Raw genomic sequence first — 25,116 nt, 5'->3', positions numbered from 1 at the left:
CAGTGTCTACAGCCGCGTATCAGTTTACTTCCAGGTTTCCAGATTTCTAGCTTTCTAGGTTACTGGCAATATTGAGATGGTTTTTTGGGTCTTTGGGTCTAGGGAGAGGGCTCAAAGCAGACAGTTTGACTCGGGTGAAAAACTGCCAGCTATTCATTGTTATGCTTGGTATTACTGAGCTGTTTTACTCAGTTTCAACGACCTCTTTTAGTACTGTGCCTGTAGCACCGGAAGGATAAGTGATACCCAAATAGTTTGAGATAGTCGGTGCAATATCGTAAGGGGCGACTTCGCGACTGATAGTCTGCCCCTTGAGCCCCGCGCCTGCAAAGATGATAGGAACATGAGTATCGTAACGCCATGGAGAGCCATGTACTGAAGCTACCTGTAATCCATCGAAATCATTGATATAGACGTTGGGGGAGAAGATAAGATATATATCACCAGAGCGCTGCGAATGATGGTTGTTAGTCACTTGCTGCATAATGCGAGTATTGGGCAGCTTCCCCTCCGCAATGGATTGACTTGATATCGCGTATTCGATGCCATTAATTTTTTCGACCTCTTTGGCGACAGCCAGCTGCACCGTTTTAAGGTCTAGTTTGTGCATTTCTATTAATGGGTGGTCGAGATAAATATAGGGATGAGAATAGAGCTTGAACAGAGATTCCCCAATTCCAAACTTTGTTTCTAATCGGCTGAAAGCACCGCTGTTTTTTAGTGTGTCTAAATTAAAGTAATGGGCTTTTTTGCCGCCTAAATTATGTAAGTGGCCTGGTGCATCAGGTGCTCCATGGTCGGCTGATAGTACTATGAGTGTATTGTCTAAGCCGATGGTTTCATCTATGTAGCTGAACAGCTTGGCGAGGGTTCTATCGAGTCTAAGCAAGTTATCTTCAGCTTCTTTACTTGAAGGTCCATAAACATGGAGGACATAGTCTGTGGCAGAAAAACTAATCGCTAAGTAATCAGGTACGCTATTTTTGCCAATATTTTCATTACTTATCAGTGCCTTGGTAAAATCTAAAGTGAGATCGTCACCTGCAGGGCTAAGGGTTAACTTAGTCGTGAAGTATTTGTCATCCGACGGCCCATATGGGTGAGGAAAACGCTCGCCAAAGTTAGCAAAGTCTAGTTTATAACTCGTATCTTGTTCAGAGGCGAAAAAGTATTGGTCATTGCGCTTTAAGGGGGACCAAAATTTATTATGGTATTGCTTGGTCGGTGAACTTTTGTTCCACTTTTCAACCCAGTTAGGGTATTTGTCAAAGTAGTAATCACTGGTAACAAAACCTGCAGTGGCTTTAGAAAACCAGAACGCTTTACCATATTCCCCAGCAAGCGATACCGCACCTCTGTCCTTTATCGAAACGGAATAGACTTTAGATTGCCCATTATAGGCGGTGGTAATTTCGTCACTGATGGTGCTCGTTAGAATAGTGATCGGTGAGCGACCATCGCTTTTGGCTACTTTTTGAGTTGCGTCTATTTCGGTACTGCTATCAACACCTCCGCCTGTGGTTAACAGATGATAGTTGCCGTCTTCGATATTATATACGCTGCGATCTTTATCTCGGTCGAACCACACATTTCCAACCATGCCGTGTACTGAAGGCGTGGCCCCAGTCGCTAATGACACATGGCCTACTATGGTTTCAGTATTAGCATGCTGATAATGGGCATTCGTGTACACAATCCCATTATCGAGTAGATATCTAAAGCCTCCTTCTCCCATATTATCTAAGAAACGACTAGCTAGGTCGCCACGTAGGGCATCGACCGTTATCTGTAGGATCAGCTTAGGTTCATTACTATCAGCAGCAAACACGGGAATACTTGAGACTATAGATAAAGCGATAGTGGAAATGAAGGCCGAACGAATGAATCGACTGTTATTGAGCATTGCTACCATCCTAAACTGTGTTAGAAATTCATCTAAACGTGAATGTTAGATAATTAGTCATGATCTATTAGTACTTATACCATGAATACTACCCCGCTTTTTGCCGAATAAAACCTAGGTAGATTACTAGTAATCATTTAAATACTATAAGGCAAGGTATCTAGTTAGCGCACCTTTTCAAAGACCCGCTATTGGCTAGCGCTAGGCTGTCTTTTCTAAATTTCACGACGTGCTACAGTTTTAATCTATACCAAATCGTAATCACCGCAATTGAGAAGTCATCAAGCTAGCTGATCTACAAGAATACCGATGAGCCTTCTCATTTGAGGCGACGCGGGACAAAATATCAAACAAAAACTCTCCTACCTTAGTCTAAGGTTTTGCCTTGCGATGACATAGTGTTGACGCTGTGGTCAACTTGTATCTGGTTGTTTTAACAATTATTTTGCATTTTTTGTTAGTGGGTTGCCGTAAGCGTTAGACTAAGGTCGCGATTGTTGTTGTGCTCTGCCTTGATAGATTAACTGTGACTTTAAATAACAAATCAGCACAGGGGAGTCGCTATGAGTTTTGAAAGCAACGACAAGGCAGAGGGATATTGGCGCGAGAATTTACGCCTGGTACTTAAATTATTAGCTATATGGGCTGCAGTATCTTTTGGATGCGGCATTTTACTGGTGGATGTACTGAATGAAATTCATTTTATGGGATTCAAATTGGGATTCTGGTTTGCACAACAAGGTGCCATGTACGTGTTCGTCGCGTTGATTTTTGTCTATGTGGCGAAAGCCAATGCATTAGACAAAAAATACAATGTTCACGAAGACTAATGAACCGAACCTAGATAAGGAGTCATGAGATGGACGTACAAACATTAACTTATTTGATTGTGGGCATAACATTCGCCCTTTATATCGGAATTGCGATCTGGGCGAGAGCCGGTTCGACAAAAGAATTTTATGTCGCAGGTGGTGGTGTTCACCCTGTGATGAACGGCATGGCGACGGCGGCAGATTGGATGTCGGCAGCCTCATTTATCTCCCTCGCGGGTATCGTGTCATTTACCGGCTATGACGGCTCAGTATACTTGATGGGTTGGACTGGCGGTTACGTGCTATTGGCATTGTGTATGGCCCCTTACCTGAGAAAATTTGGTAAGTTTACCGTGCCAGACTTCATCGGTGATCGTTATTACTCACAGACCGCACGTACGGTAGCTGTTGTGTGTGCAATCTTCATCTGTTTCACCTATATTGCGGGCCAAATGCGTGGTGTCGGCGTGGTGTTCTCCCGCTTCTTAGAGGTCGAAGTTGAAACCGGCGTTTACATAGGCATGGCCGTGGTTTTCTTCTACGCCGTACTCGGTGGTATGAAAGGCATTACTTACACTCAAGTTGCACAATACTGCGTACTTATCTTCGCCTTCATGGTGCCGGCTATCTTCATCTCTGTGATGATGACAGGGCATATCATTCCTCAAATCGGTTTCGGTGCAGAGCTAGTCGATGCCGCGGGTAATGGCACAGGGGTGTATCTGTTAGATAAACTCGATGGGTTATCCACTGAGCTCGGATTTGGGCAGTATACCGAAGGCTCTAAGAGTATGATTGATGTGTTCTTCATCACTGGTGCTCTGATGTTTGGTACTGCGGGTCTGCCACATGTGATTGTACGCTTCTTTACCGTACCTAGAGTGAAAGATGCACGTGTATCAGCGGGTTGGGCGCTTGTTTTTATCGCCATTATGTACACTACGATTCCTGCTCTAGCAGCGTTCTCTCGTGTGAACATGATTGAAACTATTAACGGTCCTGAGTCTACCGGTGTTGCCTATGAAACGGCGCCAGAGTGGATTAAGAACTGGGAAAAAACAGGCTTGATTTCATGGGAAGATAAGAACCAAGATGGCAAGATCTATTATGCCAAGGGTGCTGAGAATGAGATGAAGATTGACCGAGACATCATGGTTCTCGCGACACCTGAAATTGCTAACTTACCGGCTTGGGTTATTGCGCTTGTGGCGGCGGGTGGCTTAGCGGCTGCACTATCGACATCTGCGGGTCTCTTGTTAGTTATCTCGACATCTGTGTCTCATGATTTACTCAAGAAGAACTTGATGCCGGATATCTCTGATAAGAAGGAGCTAATGTATGCACGTATTGCGGCGGCGCTAGGTATTGTGATGGCGGGTTACTTCGGCATCAATCCACCTGGATTTGTTGCAGCAGTGGTGGCCATCGCCTTCGGACTAGCGGCATCGTCACTCTTCCCTGCAATCATCATGGGTATCTTCTCTAAGACCATGAACAAGGAAGGGGCAATTACAGGTATGGTTGTTGGTCTGTTATTTACCGCTGGCTATATTGCATTCTTCAAGTTTTTGAACCCTGAGATCAACAATGCAGAGCATTGGTTCATGGGGATATCTCCTGAAGGGATCGGTATGCTGGGTATGATGATTAACTTCGCAGTGGCCTTCGCTGTCAGCAAGGTAACCACTGCGGTACCTGCAGAAGTGGTGAGTATGGTCGAGTCAATTCGTTTCCCTAAGGGAGCGGGTGAGGCGCAAGACCACTAGTGAGATGTCTATCTGACTTTGGTATCTGACTCAGGTATCTAGAGCTGGTATCTACATAAATGAAAAAGGGCGCTTAGGCGCTCTTTTTGTTTGAAAAATTGATTTAAATGGTTAATCAAAGTTATAAATTACGTCAATTGAGTGTTTTAAAACCGATTTAATCTGATCTTAAATGCATTTTTGTGCGATAGGCCACAATTCAAGTAAACAGCATAGGTATAATCGCCGCCTCTAAATTTTCATGAGCTTTTCATATAAGAGCGTGAATGTGTAAAGAGTTAAAAGGCGAGTAAGGATACTGCTAGGATAACCCCATCGATCATCTTGCTCGGTTCAGAATTTATCAAAAGTAAAGGAAGACACTCAATGTATAGAAGCCTATTGGCATTAGCTTTGGTTGTGGCCGTATCTGGTTGTAACAATCAGGATGATGCATCTCCAAAAGCGACCAGTGAACAGCAAGTCGCTGTCAGCTTACCCTATGAACTCCATCAGACTCTCTTCTTCGGCGGTGACATTCTGACCATGAATGGAGATAAGCCAAAATACGCTGAGGCTGTGGTCGAGCGTGAAGGGAAGATCATCTTCGTCGGCACTAAAGCTGAAGCGTTCAAGCGTTTCGAAGGCAAGGCAGAGCTTCATGACCTTAAGGGCAATACCATGATGCCTGGCTTTATCGAGCCTCATCTTCATCCCTCTATAGCAGCGCTTATGTTGCCAAATGAGGTGATAGCTCCTCATGATTGGGTGTTGCCAACAGGTGTTAAAAAAGGGGTGCAGACCCCAGAAGCCTACCAACAAAGGTTGGCTGAATCGATTAACGAAAACGCTAAAGTCGGCAAGATATTCTTTGCCTGGGGCTATCATCAGCTATGGCATGGCGCTCTTAATCGAGAGATCCTTAATCGCTTGTCTCCAAATAAACCAGTGGCCATTATTCATCGTTCATTCCATGAAATATTTTTAAACGACAAAGCCATAGAGTTATTCGGCATTACTGAAGAAGACTTTAAAGGCAACCCGCAAGTCAATTGGGAAGAGGGGCACTTTTATGAAGGTGGCTGGCTAGCGCTGGTACCCCAAATTGGTCCATTCTTGCTCGATCCTGATTCCTATAAACGTGGGTTGTCAACAATGACTCAACTTGTTCAGCAAAACGGGATCACCACCATTGCCGAGCCAGGTTTTCCAAGCTCAGATTTTAAGATGGAGTATGGACTACTTAAGAGTGAGATGGACAAGAAGCCTCCCTATGATGTCTACCTGATCCCCAATGGGACTCAGCTTTATGCCATGGCGGGTAATGATAATACCAAGGCGATGGAGGTCATGGAAACATTGCCTGCCAAGTACAATACTGACAATATTGAGTTCTTACCTAAGCAGGTTAAGCTGTTTGCCGATGGTGCCATCTATTCACTGCTGATGCAGATGGAGGACGGTTACCCTGACGGCCATCATGGTGAATGGATGACGCCACTGGATCTGTTTCAAGACCAGCTGAGTCTCTATTGGAAAAATGATTATAAAATTCATGTTCACTCCAATGGTGACTTAGGCATACAGCAGGTATTGGACTTTAACTCGCTGGATCAGCAAGCCTATCCGAGAAAGGATCATCGCTTTACCTTACATCACATGGGCTATTTTACCGATAAGCAAGCCGATGAGATGAGGAGCCTGGGCATGGAGGCTTCGGTTAATCCTTTCTATCTATGGGCGTTAGCGGATAAGTATGCGACAGATGGATTGGGTGCCGAGCGGGCAGACTCTCTGGTCGCTGTGAAAAAGTTAGTCGACAGAGATATACCTGTGTCTTTCCATTCTGACTTTGCCATGGCTCCGGTCGAGCCACTGACATTAGCCTGGACAGCGGTAAATCGAGTGACAGCTAACAACCGCAAGGTATCTCAGGATCAACGTATCGATGCATACACGGCGATGAAGGCGATTACTATCACTGCGGCGAGAACGCTAAACTTGGAGACCAAGATAGGCTCCATCGAAGAGGGTAAGGCGGCTAATTTCACCATATTGAAAGCCAATCCACTTAAAATCGATCCCATGACGATCAAAGATATCGTTATCTTAGGCACGGTTTTCCATGGCGATCTTAATATCAATAAGGCCGCTAACCAGAAACATTAATCCTGCTAAGGGTTAGCCTCTTTTAAAAAAAGGCTAATTTGAAACACTAATTTGAAAAAGGTTAGACAGTGATAAAAAGGAGTGAAATCGGTTTCGGTTTCGCTCTTTTTTCTTTTTCCCCTTCAGCAAATAACTCCGTCTTATTGCTCAAGTTACTCGTATTCTAGTCATTGCTTCACATTTCTAAATCCCCGCAACCTCAGGCAGAGCCTGATATTAAGGCATATACTTACCACATTGAACATGGCGCTTGCTCCGTTTATAGCCGAAAGTAAAACGCGACAAGCCTGCAAGATTTGGTGGTGTGGTATGTTTGGCCTATTTTTGTCTGCTTCGTCTTTAGCTAACAAGTATCATGCTAACAATCTAATCTGTCTCAGTTTACTGCTTGCCAGTCTGACATCTGCCGTGATGGCAGAGACACTAACCCGAGGCCCTTATCTTCAGCTAGGTACTGAACACAGTATGACGGTCAAATGGAGGACGGATATTACCGGGCCATCGGTTGTCAAATATGGCATTGAGCTCAGTCATTTAGCCGGTAGTGCCACGGGGCTAGATGAAGCCAATCATAGTGTGACCCTTAGCGGCCTCACGCCTAATACTCGCTACTATTACGCCGTTCTCGACAATCAAGGGGACGTACTCACAGGTGGCGATAGCACACACTTCTTCTATACCTCGCCAAGTGTGGGTAGCACTGCATTGACTCGGGCGTGGATCATCGGTGACTCGGGAACGGCCAATAGCAATGCCAGAGCCGTGCGGGATGCCTATAAAGCCCGCATCGGCAGCAGTTACACCAGTCTATGGATCATGTTGGGGGATAATGCCTACTCTACGGGCACTGACAGTGAGTATCAGGCGGCCGTTTTTGATATATATCCTGAATTGTTAAAGCAATCTCCGCTCTGGTCTACTTTGGGTAATCACGATGGTGCCACCGCAGACTCTGCAAGTCAGGAAGGGCCTTACTATGATATTTTTACCTTACCAACAAACGCTGAGGCGGGCGGCGTATCGTCGGGCACAGAAGCCTATTACTCGTTCGATTATGGTCAGATCCACTTTGTCTGTTTAGAGTCCTATGAGACAGACAGATCCAGTAATGGCGCCATGTTAACTTGGCTGGTCAATGACTTAGAGGCTACCAGTCAGCCCTGGATAGTCGCTTATTGGCATCACCCACCATATACCAAGGGCTCCCATGATTCAGACTCTGAAAGCCGTCTAATCGAAATGCGGGAAAATGCACTGCCAATTTTGGAATCTTATGGCGTCGATCTTGTGTTGTCTGGGCATAGCCATTCCTATGAGCGTTCATTCCTTATCGATAGTCACTATGGTCATTCATCTAGTTTCACCCAAGCGATGCAGTTAGACGCGGGTGATGGTAATAAAGCGGGTGATGGTAGCTATCAAAAAACGGCTCAGATCCAACAAGCCAATAATGGCGCTGTGTATGTGGTCGCGGGCAGTTCGGGCAAGATCTCAGGCGGCGCGCTCAATCATCCTGCCATGTACGCCTCTATCAACCTGCTTGGCTCGGTTATTTTAGAGGTTCTGGGTAATGAGCTGACGGCCACCTTTATCGACAATACCAATGCCGTTCAGGATGAGTTTACCCTGACTAAGGGGCCGGATGTCTTACCGCCGACAGTGACATCAGTTCAGGCGGCGGACTCTATGACTGTGAAACTTAACTTCTCTGAAAACCTGACCCAAGCCAGCGCGACAGATATGTCCCATTACCAACTGGATAACGGGGCGAGTGTGATATCGGCGCAATTGAGTGCCAATCAGCGCCAAGTGACTCTGAGCACATCGACTCTGCTGCCATCACAAGTCTACACCTTGGTCATCAATGGTATTCAAGATATTTCTCTTAATACAATTGCCGTTAATACTCAGCAGACATTTACCTATATCAATTTAATTACGATTGAGTTTCAGGATGGTGTTAGCCCTGAACTCAGCTACAGCGGCACTCGCGATGCTTTTATTAGTGAGCTGAATATCACGACTCACTATGGTGCGAGCACCAATCTCTATATCGACGGTGATGATGGCAACGGTAACGACCTGTCGACGCTACTGAAATGGGATATCGATGTGATCCCCGCCAATGCCAATATCGAGTCAGCCGCAATAATCTTAGATGTGTTTAATCCTACATCCAGCAGCTATGATATTTTCGCTCTTTCTGTACCTTGGAACGAAGCGGAAGTGAGTTGGCAAGAGTATGCTGCAGGTATAACTTGGGAGCTTGCTGGTGGGCAAGGGGTTGGGGATCGCTCCGTGGTTTCTCTTGCTTCTATTAGCCCAGGAACAGGACTATTCAGCGTTAATTTAAATGACATGGGTTTCGATGTGATTGAATCTTGGGTAGATGGCTCATCGAGTAATCATGGTTTTATCATAACCAATACTTCGTCCAGTGATGGCGCCGATTTTTATTCGAGGGAATCGAGCAGCTTTCATCCTAAATTGACCTTGGTCTATTCACTCCCTGAGCCCGAAGGTGACACTGCGCCGCCGACTCAGGTTGAGAATCTGTTGTTGATATCTGTGGGTACCGATAGCGCGTCTATCTCGTGGGATGCAGCGAGCGATAATGTGGCCGTTACCGGATATAAAGTTTTCCGTGATGATGTGATGCTCACCACATCGACTGATACGAGTTTCAATGACAGCAGCTTAACGCCTGCAACCCATTATATTTATAAAATCATCGCGTTCGATGCTGCCAATAATGACTCTGTACCCAGTAATGGACTGAATGTGACCACTCAAGCTGTGACGGCTTCACTGCATGTGGAAGACATAGGCATGGCGATTGAGTCTGTAAATAAGAAGAAACTCAGGGCGAGGGCAGAAGTGTTAGTAGAAGATAATGTGGGCATCGCGGTCGCAAATGCAAGTGTGTTGGGCTCTTGGTCGGGTCTGTCTAATTTATCTGTGTCTGGTGTGACAACAAGTGAGGGGCGGGTGAGTTTTGACTCCACTAATGTTAACAAGAATAGCAGCGGGCAATTTATCTTCTCGGTTAACTCAATTAGCCTCACTGGATACGGTTATCAAGAGAGTGACAATATTGAGACCAGTGGCTGTATTGGCTCGGCTAACACCCCTTGCGATGGCCTGAGCGCGCCTACTGGTTTTACTGCGAGTTTCGATGGCAGTCAGATATTACTTAATTGGAGTCCAGTGACTCAGGCGACTCACTATTATGTTCATCGTTCATTAACTTCAGCTAGTGACTATAGCCTTCTGGGTCAGTCATCCATAACCAGTTATCAAGACAGCCCTATTAGCTTAAATACCACTTATTACTACAGTGTTTCGGCAGGTGATGGCGTGGATGAATCGGATTGGTCATTAGAAGTCGCTGTGACAACGACTGTTTCTCTTCCTACAGAATTAGGTGCCGATGACGTCTCTTTGTCCCTTAAGAGAAAAGGGCGAACTTATGATGTTATCGCACAAATCAGCGTGAAAGATGATTCTGGCAACGGTGCATCGCAAGCCTTGGTGAGTGGCTACTGGACCTTATCCGATGGCTTAAATCTGGCAGGTTCTGGCACCACAAGTGAAGCTGGAATCTTAACCCTCAAGCTGACTAAAGAGTCGGCGCAGAGTGGCGATACCTTCTTTTTTACTGTGACAGGTATTGAGCGAGGCTCAGATAGCTTTGATGGCGTAATGACCTCTGGCTCTGTGACTGTACCTTAATCATGGAAACTTAATGTTCTAAGCATAAGTAATGCAAACTGAAGCGATGGAAACTTAATGTCGAAAGTATGAGTCATGAAAACTGAAGTGGTGGAAATGAGTGATGAAGATATTAATTAGATATTGTCTCAGTTACAGCCTGTTCTATTCAGCTCTGGTGGGTGCCCATGCTCAGCTCGATGTACGGGTGCAGCATATCAATGACTTACTTACTCATGATTTGAATGCCCAATTAGCCTCACAGACTAATCATGCCCCTCTATTACTGCAGCGTGGCGAACTCCATAGTGAAAATCATCATTGGGACTTAGCTATGCATGATTTTCAAAGCGCTATGGTTATAACTGATGATGCGAGTTTGCGTGTCGATATCTGGTATTACATGGGAAGAATGCGGCTGCAATCCGGGATGCCAGATGAGGCTCATAAATTACTCTCTAAGGTGATAGAACTCGATCCAAGCTATAAGTCGGCCCGACTCAACCTGGCTCGCACTTATGTAGAGCTCAATGATTATAGAACGGCCGTCGATGAGATGGATATTTTCATGAGTCTGTTATCTAGGCCCACCCCAGATCAATATATTGAACGTGCGAACATGGCGCAGCTGATAGACCATGATGGGCAGGGCATAGTCATAGAGGGGCTAAATGAAGGTGTTAATCAGTTAGGCCCTATCGTTAGCTTAGTGGCGCTGTTAGTCGACAGTTATATTGAACAAGGTAAGCACGAAGAGGCGTTGAGGGTCATCGAGCTGTTACCCCATGAAATTAATAGCTTGCCCCGTTGGCAACTTAAGAAAGGGGATATCTATCAAGAGTCCAAGCAATATCTTGATGCCGACACAGCCTATAACAATGGGTTAAGTAGAATAAACCTGATGCCTGAACATCGCCGCTTAACCCCGGCAGTACAGAGCTTAAAAAGCCAGCTAGAAGCTAAATTAAATACCCAATAAAATTACTATTGTCGCCATTGGTCGAATACCTTTATCTTGTTGAGCTGGGTATAGTTTTGTTATCAGTTTCTTTCTGTTTTTCTGGTGACAGTCTATGGATGCAAGTGAGCTACAGCCAATATCTCAGTTTATTAGGGCCCAGGTGCCATTTGACTCTTTAACAGAGTCGGTGCTCGAACGCTGCTGCAAAAGTTTAACCGTTGGCTATTACAGTAAGGCCTCGGCGATTGTTCCTCTGGATGAAACCCATCCCCAGCTTTATATTGTGCGTAGCGGCGCCTTTGAAGTCAGAGACCATGATGGTGAGCTGTTAGACAGGCTCGGGGAGGGAGACTATTTTGGTTTCCCCTCATTACTTTCAGGTGAAAAAGTCAGTAATCGAGTACAGATTTTAGAAGATGGCCTCGTTTATCACTTAGATCCTGATATGTTCGATCACTTGCGAGTAGAAAGCAGAGAGTTTGATCGTTTTTTTAATCGTGCCTTTGCAAAACGCTTGCGTCATCAGGGTCGGTTTAAAGCTAAAGAGCTAGCCACAACTAATCGGGTTAGCACCTTGATGTCGCGCCACCCGATAGTTATTGATCTAAATGCCAGTATCCATGAGGCTGCCCAAAAAATGCGCCTAGCAAGGGTATCATCTGTGTTGGTGCTGGATAATTACAACGAAACAGATAAAGATAAGCAGAAGTTGTGTGGCATATTAACCGACAGAGATCTGCGTAACCGGGTATTAGCCGAAGGGTTAGATGGCAATTTGCCTGTCCATCAAGCTATGACATCTAAACCTAAAATGCTTAGTTCAAATTCTTTAGTGTTTGAAGCCATGCTAATGATGAGCGAGCACAGTATTCATCATCTGCCAATTGTTGACGATGAAGTACCTGTGGGAATACTGACCAGCACAGATATATTACGTGGTCAAAGCTCTCAACCATTGCTATTAATTGGTGAGATCGAGAGGCAGCACACAGTTGACAGCCTGATCAGCGTCAGTAAACAAATCCCGCTTTTATTACAAAACTTGATCAGCGCCGATGCCAGAGCCGAAGAGATAGGTCGGGTATTGACGTCTGTCACTGATGCTCTGACCAGACGTCTTATAGTGTTAAATCAGCAGTTACTGGGTGAAGCGCCCATGGCATTTTGTTGGCTGGCGTTTGGTTCACAGGGCCGCCAAGATCAAGCCGCGTGTTCAGATCAAGACAATGGGTTATTGTTGGCCCATGAACCAGATGAAACGGCATCAGCCTATTTCGAAGCACTCTCTAAAGCCGTATGTTCAGGGCTTGATCTATGTGGTTATATCTATTGTCCGGGCGATATTATGGCGCAGAACCCGAAATGGCGTTTGACCTTGAAGCAGTGGCAGGCAAAATTTGAATCTTGGGTGAATACACCAGAACCTAAAGCATTAATGCATGCCAGTATTTTCTTTGACATGCGCTCTATTTATGGACCCAGCTTGTTGTTCGATAATCTGCAAGATACGGTACTGGCCAATACTAAAGATAATGATATCTTTCTTGCAGGAATGGCGGCAAATGCGTTAGTGGAATCTCCGCCACTCGGTTTTTTCAAGAAGTTCGTGCTTGAGCGTGATGGCCGAGAAGTAAAAGGGATAGATCTCAAGCACAAGGGTAATGCATTGATCAATGATATTGCGCGTGTTTATGCGCTCTCTGCGGGGATCAAAGAGGTGAATACCGCGAAACGGATCCGCGAGTTGATGGAGTTAGGTATTCTCAATCGTAAAGATGCGCTCAATGTGGCCGATGCCCATGAGTTTATTGCACATATGCGTCTGTCTAATCAGGGCTATCAGCATACCCATTCTCAAGAGATTTCTAACTACCTCAAACCTCAGCACCTTTCTTCTCTGGTCCGTCACCAGCTGAGAGATGCTTTTAAGGTGGTTCATGATGCGCAATCTGGTATTAGGCTTAAATTCACCCGAAGCTTTTAAGGTGGTTCATGATGTTCAACCAGGCATTAGACTTACATTTACTCGAAGCTTTTAAACGTGATTTTAAGGTGGTTCATGATGTTCAACCAGGCATTAGACTTACATTTACTCGAAGATTTTAAACGTGATTTTAAGGTGTTTCATGATGTTCAACCAGGCATTAGACTTACATTTACTCGAAGATTTTAATCGTGATTTTAAGTTGGTTCATGATGGTCAACCAGACATTAGACTTAAATTCACTCGGAGCTTTTAATGGTGATTTTAAGCTGGTTAATGATGTTCAACCCGATATTAGACTTACATTTACTCGGAGCTTTTAATCGTGATAGCTCAGCTGTTTAAATCTAAATTATGTTGGCGCGCTTTTCGTAGCCATTCAGACATTATTAGCCGATATCATCGTGAACTTATGCCTGCTATCGCTAAAGATATTGGTCAATCATCCTTGATGGCTATCGATTTGGAAATGACTGGCCTAGACCCTAATCATGACCAGATCCTCAGTATCGGCTTAATACCCATTGAAAATAGCCTACTTAGACTCGATAGTGCGGAGCATAAGTTAATCAAAGTTGAGGGCGGAGTCGGTCAAAGCGCGACGATTCATGGCATTTTGGATAAGCATTTACAAGACGCCATCGATCTCGATGAAGCCATTAGTTGGTTTATTGAAAAAACCCAAGGTAAGGTGCTGGTGGCTCACCATACTCCATTAGATTTACGTTTCTTACAGAATGCGATTTCAAGTCTATATGGGGAAAAGGTGAAGTTGTTAGCCATTGATACATTAGCCATTGAACGAAAACGTTTGCTGAGAAAACACGATCTGTTAAAAGAGGGGACCTTGAGGCTCGGTGCTTGTCGTGAAAGATATGGCTTGCCAGTTTATGCTGCACATAATGCCTTGGTGGATGCGTTAGCATGTGGAGAGTTATTACTCGCTCAAGCTGCTGCTATAGGCCAAGGAGACAGATTGACGGTTGCTGAATTACTCGCTATCAAGTGAAAGCTATCAAATTAAAAATTTGAATTAATAGCTACAGTTATCACTAGTAAATATCAATACAGAAATAGTTACAAAGTTCACATTAACATATCAGGCGAAACTGACTACTCTGATCAATAAGCTTTTAATTCAAGAGACATTTTATGGCTTTACCTCTCATATTACTGGGCAGTGCATTGGGTGCAGCGTTATTGGCTAATGAACGTGAGAAGCGTCATCAGTTAGAGGGAAAGCGTCTAAGCGGGATCAATCCCTCCAGTATGAAAGATAAGACAATAGGTTTGCACCCAAGCCTTTGGCAAGCAGGGCACAAACAGGTAAAACCTAAGCCCGGGGCAATTATATGCTGCTTTGTATATGGGGTTATTGAACATACTGGGATCTGGCTCGATGACAATACCTTGATAGAGCTTCATGGTAATGGACTCATTCGTGCAGTTTCGACAAGACGTTTCTTGGCGGGACGGACTGGCAGCAAAATTTTTGTGGCTTGTAACCATACTCATCAACCACTGATTGATGGCGAAATATTGCAGCGGGCAGAAAAGGCTATCTTCACTTATCGTGAATATGATCTGTTCGATAATAATTGTCATCGGTTTGTCTGGTCATGTCTCAGTGGCACAGAGGAATCACTTCCCAGCTTTAACGATCTTAATAAAAAATTGTCTAGCTATTTTGAGCAGAGTATCTATTGGGATGAGGCTTGGTTTAATCTTTAAAGTCAGCTTTATTGTATTCTTGAGTCACTACATTGTTCAAAATTCAGAACAATAGAGTGAAAACTCTAGTCAGTATGGATGGAATACTCACTTATTAGAGACAAATTCACGTTGATCTCTGCTTTCTATGTGGATGAATTTGATAACTAATGTAAATAAGTAATATCAGAACGAGATTGACAGCCCCGCACCATCTAAAATTCTCGATAATTAAATTGACCTTAGCCCCATTTCTTAAAAATTATTGACCCATAACCCAAATATCTTGGTATTGTTGATTGGTTTTGTGAACATTATCAACATGCCTAAGTATGTCTTCTGAGCCTCAAAGGGCAGCATTTGACCCTATGCGTTGTTTTGTTAGACCTAAACGAACTAAAAATATTCGCTATTGACTGACTGGTTTATATCTTAAACATCAGCATTAGAAAACATCACTACCTACACCAGGAAAACACTATGCAAATCGGAATACCAAGGGAGATCCTCGAGCAGGAGAGCCGGGTAGCCGCGACACCAGCCACTGTGGTTCAGCTTAAGAAATTAGGCTTCAGTGTGCTAGTACAAAGCGGTGCTGGAGAAGCGGCTAATTTTAGAGATGAAGCGTACCAACAAGCAGGTGCAGACATTGTTAGCCTAGAAGATGCTTTTCAAGCAGACCTCATACTCAAGGTCAATGCACCGAGTATCAACAGCGATACCGGGGTTGATGAAACCGATCTCTTAAAAGCTGGCGCCACAGTCGCAAGCTTTGTGTGGCCAGCTCAGAACCCTGAGTTGCTTGAAAAATTCAAAGTCAAAGGCATTAACCTGCTTGCTATGGATATGGTGCCACGGATTTCACGTGCACAATCTCTCGACGCCCGTAGCTCGCTAGCTAACGTTGATGGTTATCGTGCAGTCATTGAAGCAGCCAATCATTTTGGACGCTTCTTTACCGGACAAATTACAGCAGCCGGTAAAGTACCGCCTGCGAAAGTATTGATTATTGGTGCTGGTGTTGCCGGACTGTCAGCCTTAGGCACCGCGGGCAGCTTAGGTGCGATCGTACGTGCCTTTGATACTCGCCCTGAAGTGAAAGAGCAAATTAACTCTATGGGCGCAGAGTTCCTAGAGTTGGATTTTGAAGAGGAATCTGGTTCTGGCGACGGTTACGCTAAGGTCATGAGTAAGGCATTTATCGATGCAGAAATGGCCTTGTTCCGTGAGCAGGCTAAAGAAGTCGATATTATTATTACGACAGCACTGATCCCAGGGAAACCTGCACCTAAGCTTATCCTAGAAGATATGGTTGGCTTAATGAAGCCGGGCAGCGTGATTGTCGATTTAGCAGCTGCAAACGGCGGTAACTGTGAATTGACAGTACCCGGCGAAGTGACTGTGGTTAATGGCGTGACCATTATCGGCTATACCGAGCTTTCGCGTCGTTTACCGACTCAGGCGAGCCAACTCTATGGTACCAACTTAGTTAATTTAGTTAAGTTAATGGTCCCCGAGAAGGATGGCAATTATGAGATTAACTTCGATGATGAAGTGATCCGTGGTGTCACAGCGGTTAAAGAGGGTGAAATTACCTTCCCGCCACCAGTGATCCAAGTCAGCGCTCAACCCAAAGCTAAAGAAGAAGCCGCTGTAGAAGTGGTTGAAGCTAAGCCTAAAAACCCATGGATTAAACCTGCGGTTGCGGTTGTTGCAGCAGGTCTGTTTGGTCTAATCGCTAATTCAGCACCCGCTGATTTCTTACAGCATTTCAGCATATTTGTGCTCTCCTGTGTTGTGGGTTATTACGTTGTATGGAATGTCAGTCATTCGCTGCATACACCATTGATGAGTGTAACTAACGCCATTAGTGGCATTATTGTCGTCGGGGCGCTAGTACAGATGAACAGCGACAATACTGCAGTGCTGATTTTATCGGGCATCGCGATATTGATTGCCTCGATTAACATTGCCGGTGGTTTCACCGTCACTCAGCGTATGCTGAAAATGTTCCGTAAAGACTAAGGGAAGCGTTAAACATGTCTATAGGATTATTAAGTGCAGCGTATTTAGTCGCTGCAGTCCTGTTTATCTTTAGTCTCGCAGGCTTAAGTAAGCAGGAGACCGCACAGCGCGGTAATGTTTTGGGTATTATCGGTATGGTGGTTGCAATCGTTGCAACACTTGCCAGTACTCAAATAGATGGCAATAGTTGGATAATCACTGGTGCAATGGCGATCGGTGCCGCTATTGGTGTTCGCTTGGCATTGAAAGTTGAAATGACTGAAATGCCTGAACTTGTGGCTATTTTACACAGCTTTGTGGGTATGGCTGCGGTATTAGTGGGCTTTTCAAGTACGCTAGATCATGGCGTATTAATGGATGCCATCACAGGTCAAATAGATCCAGTTGCTAAGACAATTCATGATGTTGAAGTGTTCTTAGGTATCTTCATTGGTGGTGTAACCTTTACCGGTTCTTTAGTGGCGTTTGCTAAACTTCGTGGTTTAGTCAGCAGCTCACCTAAAGCGCTGCCAGGTGCTCATTGGCTCAATCTTGCCATGCTTGTTGTGTCTGTGGCTCTGGGTATTTACTACATGCAGACTGATGCGATTACCGCATTAGTTATCATGGCTGCCATCTCGTTCTTATTTGGTTATAACCTAGTATCGGCCATCGGTGGCGCAGATATGCCAGTCGTGGTTTCTATGCTGAACTCCTATTCAGGTTGGGCGGCAGCTGCAGCGGGCTTCATGTTAGGTAATGATCTATTGATTATTACTGGTGCACTCGTTGGTAGCTCAGGTGCGATTCTGTCTTACATCATGTGTAAAGCGATGAATCGTTCGTTCATCTCAGTGATCTTAGGTGGTTTTGGCGCCGAAGGTGGCACTGTGATTATCGGTGATGGCGAGCAAGGTGAGCATCGTGAGACGCAAGCCGAAGATGTGGCTGAAATGCTGAAAAATGCACGTAGCGTTATTATCGCACCAGGTTATGGCATGGCAGTCGCTCAGGCTCAATATCCAGTTGCTGAAATCACTCAGAAACTGCGAGATCGTGGTATCAAGGTGCGTTTTGCTATTCACCCGGTTGCAGGTCGTCTGCCTGGTCACATGAACGTATTATTAGCAGAAGCAAAACTGCCATATGATATCGTGATGGAAATGGATGAGATCAATGATGATTTCGCAACAACCGATGTTGTTCTGGTTATCGGTGCAAATGATACGGTCAATCCGGCGGCGAAGGAGCCAGGCAGCCCTATTACAGGTATGCCTGTTCTTGAAGTATGGAATGCTGAGAATGTAGTGGTATTTAAACGTTCTATGGCTACTGGATATGCAGGTGTGCAGAATCCACTTTTCTTCAAGGAAAATACTGAGATGTTGTTTGGTGATGCTAAGGCGTCAGTATCTAAGATATTAGCCAGTATCTAACGCTTTATGCGGATGTATTAATCGCTTTGTTATAAAGCCCAATGCCAGTCAAATATGACTGGCATTTTTTTCAATAAAATTTACTTAAACCAATTCTATAGAAAATTAACCATAGGTTTCAAATCTATATTGTCAGCCTGTCAGTACTTCTACTAAAGGGCTTAACGTCATAAATCTGTTTTGTTTCCGTCATGTTACTGTCACCTTTTCTTATTAGAGTTCAGCTCATAAAGTGTCAGCAATTAGTCGTACTGAGGATATTATGAGTAAAGCAACCCACGATGGAACTGTGTATAACAAAAGCAATAACGCAGCCTTTTCTGATGTATTAGAAAAGCATATTTCTAGAAGAAGTATGCTGAAAACAGGACTCGGCGCCGCTGGATTCTCACTCTTTAGTGGGGTGGGTCTGACTGGTTGTTTTAGCAGTAGCTCATCCAAACCCGATCCAATCCCAGAGTTAAAACTGGGCTTTGACTCCATTGCTTGTGCCAAGAAAGACAGTGTTGTGGTCGCGCAAGGTTATTCAGCTCAAGTGCTGGCGCCTTGGGGCACACCGATTAATGATATGGCGCAGGAGTGGCAAAGTGATGGTAGCAATACAGCGTTAGATCAAGCGAACTCAGTAGGTCAGAATCATGATGGTATGTACTTTTATTCATTAAATGATTCATCAACAGATGGCTTGCTGTGTATTAACCATGAGTATATTCAGCAAGAAGCGCTGCATCCTAGTGGAGCGAGTTCCGATCCTACTTCAGGCTTAAGAAATAGCGCCGAAGAGATCAGGAAAGAGATCAATGCTCACGGTATCAGTGTTGTTCGAGTTAAGCTTATTGATGGCAGTTGGCAAGTGATTAAAAATGATGGCTATAACCGTCGATTTACCGCAGCAACTGAAATGATGATTGGCGGACCGTTATCTGGACATAGCGAACTGGTAACGCCTTTCTCACCAACAGGTGAGAGCACTCGAGGAACATCTAATAACTGTGGTAATGGCTTTACTCCTTGGGGGACTTATTTGACCTGTGAAGAGAACTGGCCAGGCTATTTTGTTAATACAGGCGAGCTATCTGAGCAGCAAAAGAGAATTGGGATTTCAACCAGTGGTGGCCGATATGGCTGGGAAGACCTTGCCGGTGATGAAACTGAGCAAGGCAGTGAGTTTTCCCGTTTCAATATCACCCCTATGGGGAAAGGCCCGTTAGAAGATTACAGAAACGAGGCTAACGGCTTTGGATATATCGTAGAGATAGACCCGCATGATCCTCAATCTGTTGCTGTAAAGCGTACTGCATTGGGACGTTTTCGTCATGAAGGTTGTGCTTATGGCAAAGTAGAAGAGGGTAAGCCTATTGCGTTTTACTCAGGCCATGACGCACGTTTTGAATATATCTATAAATTTGTCTCTGATGCATTGTGGGACCCAAATGACGCGGACCGCACTGACAGGCTCACTGTCGGCGCTAAGTATATGGATAAAGGGACCTTATATGTGGCGCGATTCAGTGAAGATGGCATCGGCCATTGGCTACCACTCACATTAGAGGGGGAAACCCAAACTGGCGGTAATCTTGGTGATCATTTCGGCTCGCTGGCTGAGATAATCCTCAATACCGCAGGCGCGGCAGATCTCGTGGGAGCGACACCTATGGATCGCCCCGAGTGGACAACGGTTGATCCCATCAGCGGCACTGTTTATCTAACACTGACTAACAATACCAAGCGTGATGAGACTAATGTTGCTAACCCTAGGGTTAATAACAAGTTTGGTCACATCATACGTTGGAATGATAGCGAAGATAGTAATGAGTTTAGCTGGGATATATTCGTGTTTGGCGCACCTTCAGATGGCGCTGATGACGTCAATTTATCTGGCTTAACCACATCGAATGAGTTTGCCTGTCCAGATGGGTTAGCCTTCGATGCCCGCGGTATTCTCTGGGTACAAACTGATAATAGTGGTGCAATGGAGGTTAAAGATAAAACCAATGATCAGATGCTAGCAGTTATTCCAACCAAGCTAGTTGATGCCAGTGGCGAAGCCGATACCATTCATGTCGACAATCAAAATGAACTGCGACGTTTCTTTGTTGGTCCAAATGGCTGTGAGATAACAGGGCTTACATTTACGCCTGATCAGAAGAACTGTTTCTTGAATGTACAGCACCCAGGGAATTGGCCATATAGTATGCTTGCAACCGATGAGACACCAGAAGGAGAGACGGTGCGTCCTCGCTCGGCTACTGTGATCATTCGTAAAGATGACGGCGGAGAAATCGGCGTTTAACTTTGGTTGTTGACTATCGAGTGTCGACTATTGAGAGTTAATATTCGATAAGGCGCAGCAGATTTGCTGCGTCTATTTATTTCGCTTGGTATTTAACTAAAATACCAGCCTCCTACATCTCCCACTTCTGCTCAAACTTTGTTAGCTATTTTTGGTCATTAATTTGTGTAATGATTAATAAAAAAGCGTCTTGAATATTTTATACAATCATGTATTGTTTGTAGTATCAGTAAGCTTACGACTAAGGCATCCTACTTAAGTTTGGTTAACTTATAACTTAAGTTTGAAAGTTTGATATTTAAGCTTGCATGGGTTTACTGTTTAATGATTTATCAGTTGGAATTATTTAGAAACCAATATCTATTGGTATAAGATCGGAGCGCTAAATCTTCCTTAAGCTGACCTTGTAGTGAAAATATGCGTATTAATAAGGAAGTGTTATGAATAATTTTAAAAAAGTGCTTTTAAGAAATGATCAGAATAACCACCTTAATGATCAGATAGAGGGCTTTGGCGAATTCTCATTGGCCAGTTCGAGTAAGAAAGAGTATGAAACGTACAGTATAGAAGCCAATATGAGTGACGATGTGACCTGGAATTATGTGCGTGGCTATAACTAGGCATTCTTTTCATTAGGTATTAGATTCAGGAGCTAGGAGCTAGGTGCTAGGTGCTAGGAAACTAGGAAACTAGGAGCTAGGAAACTAGGAGCTAGGTGTCGGCTGATCGCCCTCTCTCTGACCTCCAGGGAGGGGACAGCGTACAAAAAAACCAGCCTAGGCTGGTTTTTTTCGTTGAAGCTTATGTGAGAGCTAACTAAAAGTTAGCCGCAAAAATGCTTCACTGCTTTACTGACTAGCTCGATGCCGGTCTTATCACAAGGCGGCAGTTCAGCCTTACTTTCTTTAATTGGCGTGACTCTGTCACCCCATTTAATTAATGCCGCTGCTGAGGTGAGTCCAGCACCAAAGGCACAAGATAGAATCTTCTGACCAGGCTTGATCTTGCCTTGCTCTAACGCATCGCAGATAGCAATGGGTATGGTAGCTGCAGAGGTATTACCATAGTTAGCTATGTTTATGATGGCTTTCTCTTTCGGGATCTTCATGCGGTTGATGAGGGTATCGATAATACGCTCGTTGGCCTGATGAGGAATAACCCAATCGATATCATCTTTAGATGTTTCACATTTCTCAAGTACCTTGGTACTGAGTTTTCCCATACCAGCGATAGCACGCTTGAAGATCTCTTGGCCATTAAACTCGATATAGAAGTCTAATGAAGCTGCGCTAAATCTATCCATAGCGGTACCGAACCCGGCCTTAAGAATATCACGTCCAGCGGGATCATTATTTAGCTCATAGCCCAGTATACCAATCGGCTCATCTGTTGCTTCAAGGACAACTGCGCCAGCGCCATCACCAAATAGAACAGCAGTTTCACGGCGAGACCAATCTAAGTAAAAAGATAAGCGCTCAGCGCCTATGACTAACACTTTTTTACATTGACCGCTTTTAATTTGTGAACTACCTAAGCCTAAACCATATAAGAAACCACTACAGGCAGCATTGATATCAAATGCTGCACAGCTTGCACCAACATTAGCCTGAACAGTAGATGCAATGTTTGGGATCAAGGTATCAGGGCTTGCCGTTGCTAGGATAATCATATCCAGCTCGCTGCCGTCTATGCCTGCAGCATCAAGCGCGCGCTGTGCTGCAACAGATGCTAGCTCTGAAGTATTAACATGACTGATATGACGTTGACTAATACCTGTTCGAGATTTAATCCATTCATCAGATGTTTCGATAAATGTGGATAGGTCATGATTTGTTAGTGTGGCTGGTGGAACGCATTTTCCCCAACCAGTAATAGTGGCGTACTGCATGTGCACTCTCTCAAAATAAAAAGGCAGAACTTGTGTGAGCTCTGCCTCATTGAACGTTATTAACTAAGCTTAGCGCTTCTTAAGCTTAACAACACTGGCTTATGCCACTTGTTGTGCAACAAGTTTACGTATTGCATCGGCGGCATGTAAAATATGCGCGCGTAAAAGCTCAATAGCTTTATCAGTCTCTTTGTTTCTACAATAGGTGAGTAGATCTCTGTGGTCTTGCTCTGCACGCGGTATTCCGCCAGCGAGCAGCAGTTGCAAACGAATGTAACGATCGCAATTGGTATTGAGTCCATGGACGACTTCTAATGTATGCGGACGTTCGGCTGCCTGATATAAACAAGTATGGAATTTGGTATTAAGCTCACTCCAGGTACCTACAGCGTCTTCTCGTTTGAATGCAGACTCTAACTCATCGAGTACTTTTTCAGCTTGAAGCAGGTGTTCATCTTGTAAATTTGGAATAGCTTTAGTGAGGAGATCTGCTTCAATTAAGGCTCTTAGCTCAAATATCTCAGTGACTTGATCAACTGAAAGTTCGGTAGCTGTTGCACCTTTATGGGCTTCAAATTTAACGAGACCTTCAGCTTCAAGTTGCAACAATGCTTCACGAACTGGAATACGGCTAACATTTAATTCATCTGCTAACGCACTTTGACGAAGGGGCTCACCGGCAGCGATATCACCAGAAAGAATTTTTTCCCTAAGCACCTCAACAACAACTTGAGTACGCGTTTTATGGATAATCGGTGTTGATCGGCTCATAGTTCTCGTTTTTATCTATTCGTTATTCTATTTTATCCGTCTAAGATTACCGTTAAAGCGGCTTAAAATAAAGGGAAACTGTGTTTCCCTTTATTTATTTTCACGTTTCTTTTAATGATTAAAAGTGGATCAGTTTAGCTGAACTGCTTTTTAATTCATTTGGAAGCAAAGATTCAGGCATGTTTTGGTAACAAATTGGACGCTCAAAGCGTTTCATTGCTTGGCTACCAACCGAGGTTGTACGACAGTCTGTGCTGGCTGGATATGGTCCGCCATGATTCATCGAGTGACAAACTTCGACACCAGTAGGCATCTGATTGAAGATAATGCGCCCAACATTGAAGGCAACCGCTTCGATGAGAGGTTGGTTCTGTGCAAGTTCTGCATCTTGGCCATGAATAGTCGCCGTGAGTTGCCCCTCTAATTCAGCCGCGATGTTAAGCATCTGAGCGCTATCATCACACTCAACAATCACCGCACATGGCCCAAAAATCTCCTGTTGTAGTTCAGGTGTAATGAGATAGTCATCAGCACTGACGCGCACTGCAGTAGGCCTAGTTAAATGATTGGCGTCAGCAGATTGCCCCTGCGCGATGAGCTCGACAGCTGAATTCTTGAGTAGGGCATCGACTTGCGCTTGGTAAGTTGCAGCAATACCAGGCGTCAGCATCGAAGCAGCTGGGAGCATGGCGATGCTTTCAGCCATAGTGGCGATATAACGGTTTAGTGCAGGGCCTTTGACTGCAATAGCGACACCAGGGCTGGTACAAAACTGACCGTGTCCCATCATCATTGACTGCACCTGAGTGTTGGCAAGTTGTTCAGCGTTATCAGATAAGATATTGCTAAGTAAAAATTGCGGGTTGGTTGATCCCAACTCACCAAAGAAAGGAATGGGCTCAGGTCGTGCAGCACATAAGTCGGCTAATAGTCGACCCACTTTTAGTGAGCCGGTAAAGCCGACGGCTTTTATTGCACTGTGTTTGACAAGGTCGGTAGACACTTGTGGCGCAGTGCCTTGAACTAAGCTGAAAACGCCTGCTGGCATATCACAAGCAATAATGGCTTTCTCAATTGCGCGAGTCACTAACTCACTGGTGGCCGGGTGTGCAGGGTGACCTTTGACTATCACTGGACAACCTGCAGCGAGTGCAGATGCTGTGTCGCCACCGGCGGTTGAAAATGCTAACGGAAAGTTCGATGCACCAAACACGGCAACAGGGCCGATAGGTAATACGCTCAAGCGAGTGTCAGCTTTCGGTAATGGCGCACGTTCAGGGTTGGCTAAATCGACAAACTTAGCGTCGAGTGGCTCACGTAATGTGCTGGCAAATAATCTAAGTTGATTGCAGGTTCTGCCTGTTTCACCTTGTACGCGCGCCATCGGCAGGCCAGATTCACGATTGGCGGCGGTCGTGATCGCTTCTATATCGGTTTGTAACTCATTGGCGATAGCTTCTAAAAACTCGGCTCTTTGGATTGGGCTTGTGGCTCTGTATTGAATAAACGCTGCTCGGGCCGCGTTTGCTGCACTATCTATATCGCTTGGGCTTGCACTGGCAAACGACCAATCGAGTTGACTATTTGACAGTGGATCAAAGCTGTTGAATGCGTTTGCATCACCAGTCCAAGTTCCGTTAATAAAGTGTTGGCCACTAATTCTTGATTTCACTGCGTCTGTCATATTTATCCCTGCTAATTCAGTTTCCTAGATTTATTGCTAGGAAGA

The 25,116-nt window shown here is 44.7% G+C and carries 16 protein-coding genes; 12 read left to right on the top strand and 4 right to left on the bottom strand.

From position 1 onward, the window contains the following. Window positions 1–184 precede the first annotated feature (184 nt). The gene (locus tag FM038_RS14695) at window positions 185–1,903 is read right to left on the bottom strand and encodes an alkaline phosphatase family protein (RefSeq protein WP_142874127.1); all 1,719 of its coding nucleotides are present in this window, start codon (window positions 1,901–1,903) and stop codon (window positions 185–187) included. Between the two features lie 563 nt (window positions 1,904–2,466). Here FM038_RS14695 and FM038_RS14690 point away from each other — a divergent pair. From FM038_RS14690 to FM038_RS14635, 12 genes are all read left to right on the top strand, one after another. Beyond that, on the top strand, window positions 2,467–2,733 hold the full coding sequence (locus FM038_RS14690; RefSeq protein WP_005502042.1) for a DUF4212 domain-containing protein: 267 nt from the start codon (window positions 2,467–2,469) through the stop codon (window positions 2,731–2,733). 29 nt (window positions 2,734–2,762) lie between these two features. After that, window positions 2,763–4,481 (top strand): sodium:solute symporter family protein, encoded by a 1,719-nt coding sequence (locus tag FM038_RS14685; RefSeq protein ID WP_142874126.1) that lies wholly within the window; start codon window positions 2,763–2,765, stop codon window positions 4,479–4,481. A 366-nt stretch (window positions 4,482–4,847) separates the two neighbouring features. Then, the gene (locus tag FM038_RS14680) at window positions 4,848–6,629 is read left to right on the top strand and encodes an amidohydrolase (RefSeq protein WP_142874125.1); all 1,782 of its coding nucleotides are present in this window, start codon (window positions 4,848–4,850) and stop codon (window positions 6,627–6,629) included. Between the two features lie 309 nt (window positions 6,630–6,938). Then, the gene (locus FM038_RS14675; protein ID WP_142874124.1) at window positions 6,939–10,361 is read left to right on the top strand and encodes a DNRLRE domain-containing protein; all 3,423 of its coding nucleotides are present in this window, start codon (window positions 6,939–6,941) and stop codon (window positions 10,359–10,361) included. A 103-nt stretch (window positions 10,362–10,464) separates the two neighbouring features. After that, a complete protein-coding gene (locus tag FM038_RS14670) occupies window positions 10,465–11,319 on the top strand; it encodes a tetratricopeptide repeat protein (RefSeq protein ID WP_142874123.1) in 855 nt (284 codons plus the stop codon). 94 nt (window positions 11,320–11,413) lie between these two features. After that, the gene (locus FM038_RS14665; RefSeq protein WP_142874122.1) at window positions 11,414–13,285 is read left to right on the top strand and encodes a DUF294 nucleotidyltransferase-like domain-containing protein; all 1,872 of its coding nucleotides are present in this window, start codon (window positions 11,414–11,416) and stop codon (window positions 13,283–13,285) included. A 325-nt stretch (window positions 13,286–13,610) separates the two neighbouring features. Next, on the top strand, window positions 13,611–14,294 hold the full coding sequence (locus FM038_RS14660; RefSeq protein ID WP_142874121.1) for an exonuclease domain-containing protein: 684 nt from the start codon (window positions 13,611–13,613) through the stop codon (window positions 14,292–14,294). A gap of 143 nt (window positions 14,295–14,437) precedes the next feature. Then, complete coding sequence (locus FM038_RS14655; protein WP_142874120.1) at window positions 14,438–15,016, top strand: lecithin retinol acyltransferase family protein; 579 nt, start codon at window positions 14,438–14,440, stop codon at window positions 15,014–15,016. Between the two features lie 459 nt (window positions 15,017–15,475). Next, window positions 15,476–17,020: a Re/Si-specific NAD(P)(+) transhydrogenase subunit alpha gene (locus FM038_RS14650; protein WP_142874119.1), complete on the top strand. Its 1,545-nt coding sequence runs from the start codon at window positions 15,476–15,478 to the stop codon at window positions 17,018–17,020. A gap of 14 nt (window positions 17,021–17,034) precedes the next feature. Continuing rightward, window positions 17,035–18,435 carry a Re/Si-specific NAD(P)(+) transhydrogenase subunit beta gene (gene pntB, locus FM038_RS14645; protein WP_142874118.1) on the top strand — a complete coding sequence of 467 codons (1,401 nt, stop codon included), beginning with the start codon at window positions 17,035–17,037 and terminating at the stop codon, window positions 18,433–18,435. A 262-nt stretch (window positions 18,436–18,697) separates the two neighbouring features. Further along, complete coding sequence (locus tag FM038_RS14640; protein ID WP_142874117.1) at window positions 18,698–20,728, top strand: PhoX family protein; 2,031 nt, start codon at window positions 18,698–18,700, stop codon at window positions 20,726–20,728. A 440-nt stretch (window positions 20,729–21,168) separates the two neighbouring features. Then, the gene (locus tag FM038_RS14635) at window positions 21,169–21,348 is read left to right on the top strand and encodes a hypothetical protein (RefSeq protein WP_142874116.1); all 180 of its coding nucleotides are present in this window, start codon (window positions 21,169–21,171) and stop codon (window positions 21,346–21,348) included. Between the two features lie 203 nt (window positions 21,349–21,551). On the opposite strand, the gene FM038_RS14630 is transcribed toward FM038_RS14635, so the two are convergent. The 3 genes from FM038_RS14630 to FM038_RS14620 form a co-directional block, all read right to left on the bottom strand. Next, window positions 21,552–22,616, bottom strand: coding sequence for a ketoacyl-ACP synthase III (locus tag FM038_RS14630; RefSeq protein ID WP_142874115.1), 1,065 nt, complete (start codon window positions 22,614–22,616; stop codon window positions 21,552–21,554). 99 nt (window positions 22,617–22,715) lie between these two features. After that, on the bottom strand, window positions 22,716–23,387 hold the full coding sequence (locus FM038_RS14625) for a GntR family transcriptional regulator (RefSeq protein WP_142874114.1): 672 nt from the start codon (window positions 23,385–23,387) through the stop codon (window positions 22,716–22,718). Window positions 23,388–23,505: 118 nt separating this feature from the next. Beyond that, window positions 23,506–25,071 carry an aldehyde dehydrogenase (NADP(+)) gene (locus tag FM038_RS14620; RefSeq protein WP_142874113.1) on the bottom strand — a complete coding sequence of 522 codons (1,566 nt, stop codon included), beginning with the start codon at window positions 25,069–25,071 and terminating at the stop codon, window positions 23,506–23,508. Window positions 25,072–25,116: the final 45 nt, after the last annotated feature.

The sequence above is a fragment of the Shewanella eurypsychrophilus genome (assembly GCF_007004545.3).
GTDB lineage: Bacteria > Pseudomonadota > Gammaproteobacteria > Enterobacterales > Shewanellaceae > Shewanella > Shewanella eurypsychrophilus.
The sequence above is the reverse complement of the archived record's forward strand: the minus strand, read 5'-3'. Positions and strand labels throughout refer to the sequence as shown.

What these genes read in the sequence shown, in the direction of transcription:
- FM038_RS14695 (WP_142874127.1), bottom strand. Translation starts at nt 1,903, where the DNA reads ATGCTCAATAACAGTCGATTCATTCGTTCGGCCTTCATTTCCACTATC.
- FM038_RS14690 (WP_005502042.1), top strand. Translation starts at nt 2,467, where the DNA reads ATGAGTTTTGAAAGCAACGACAAGGCAGAGGGATATTGGCGCGAGAAT.
- FM038_RS14685 (WP_142874126.1), top strand. Translation starts at nt 2,763, where the DNA reads ATGGACGTACAAACATTAACTTATTTGATTGTGGGCATAACATTCGCC.
- FM038_RS14680 (WP_142874125.1), top strand. Translation starts at nt 4,848, where the DNA reads ATGTATAGAAGCCTATTGGCATTAGCTTTGGTTGTGGCCGTATCTGGT.
- FM038_RS14675 (WP_142874124.1), top strand. Translation starts at nt 6,939, where the DNA reads ATGTTTGGCCTATTTTTGTCTGCTTCGTCTTTAGCTAACAAGTATCAT.
- FM038_RS14670 (WP_142874123.1), top strand. Translation starts at nt 10,465, where the DNA reads ATGAAGATATTAATTAGATATTGTCTCAGTTACAGCCTGTTCTATTCA.
- FM038_RS14665 (WP_142874122.1), top strand. Translation starts at nt 11,414, where the DNA reads ATGGATGCAAGTGAGCTACAGCCAATATCTCAGTTTATTAGGGCCCAG.
- FM038_RS14655 (WP_142874120.1), top strand. Translation starts at nt 14,438, where the DNA reads ATGGCTTTACCTCTCATATTACTGGGCAGTGCATTGGGTGCAGCGTTA.
- FM038_RS14650 (WP_142874119.1), top strand. Translation starts at nt 15,476, where the DNA reads ATGCAAATCGGAATACCAAGGGAGATCCTCGAGCAGGAGAGCCGGGTA.
- pntB (WP_142874118.1), top strand. Translation starts at nt 17,035, where the DNA reads ATGTCTATAGGATTATTAAGTGCAGCGTATTTAGTCGCTGCAGTCCTG.
- FM038_RS14640 (WP_142874117.1), top strand. Translation starts at nt 18,698, where the DNA reads ATGAGTAAAGCAACCCACGATGGAACTGTGTATAACAAAAGCAATAAC.
- FM038_RS14635 (WP_142874116.1), top strand. Translation starts at nt 21,169, where the DNA reads ATGAATAATTTTAAAAAAGTGCTTTTAAGAAATGATCAGAATAACCAC.
- FM038_RS14630 (WP_142874115.1), bottom strand. Translation starts at nt 22,616, where the DNA reads ATGCAGTACGCCACTATTACTGGTTGGGGAAAATGCGTTCCACCAGCC.
- FM038_RS14625 (WP_142874114.1), bottom strand. Translation starts at nt 23,387, where the DNA reads ATGAGCCGATCAACACCGATTATCCATAAAACGCGTACTCAAGTTGTT.
- FM038_RS14620 (WP_142874113.1), bottom strand. Translation starts at nt 25,071, where the DNA reads ATGACAGACGCAGTGAAATCAAGAATTAGTGGCCAACACTTTATTAAC.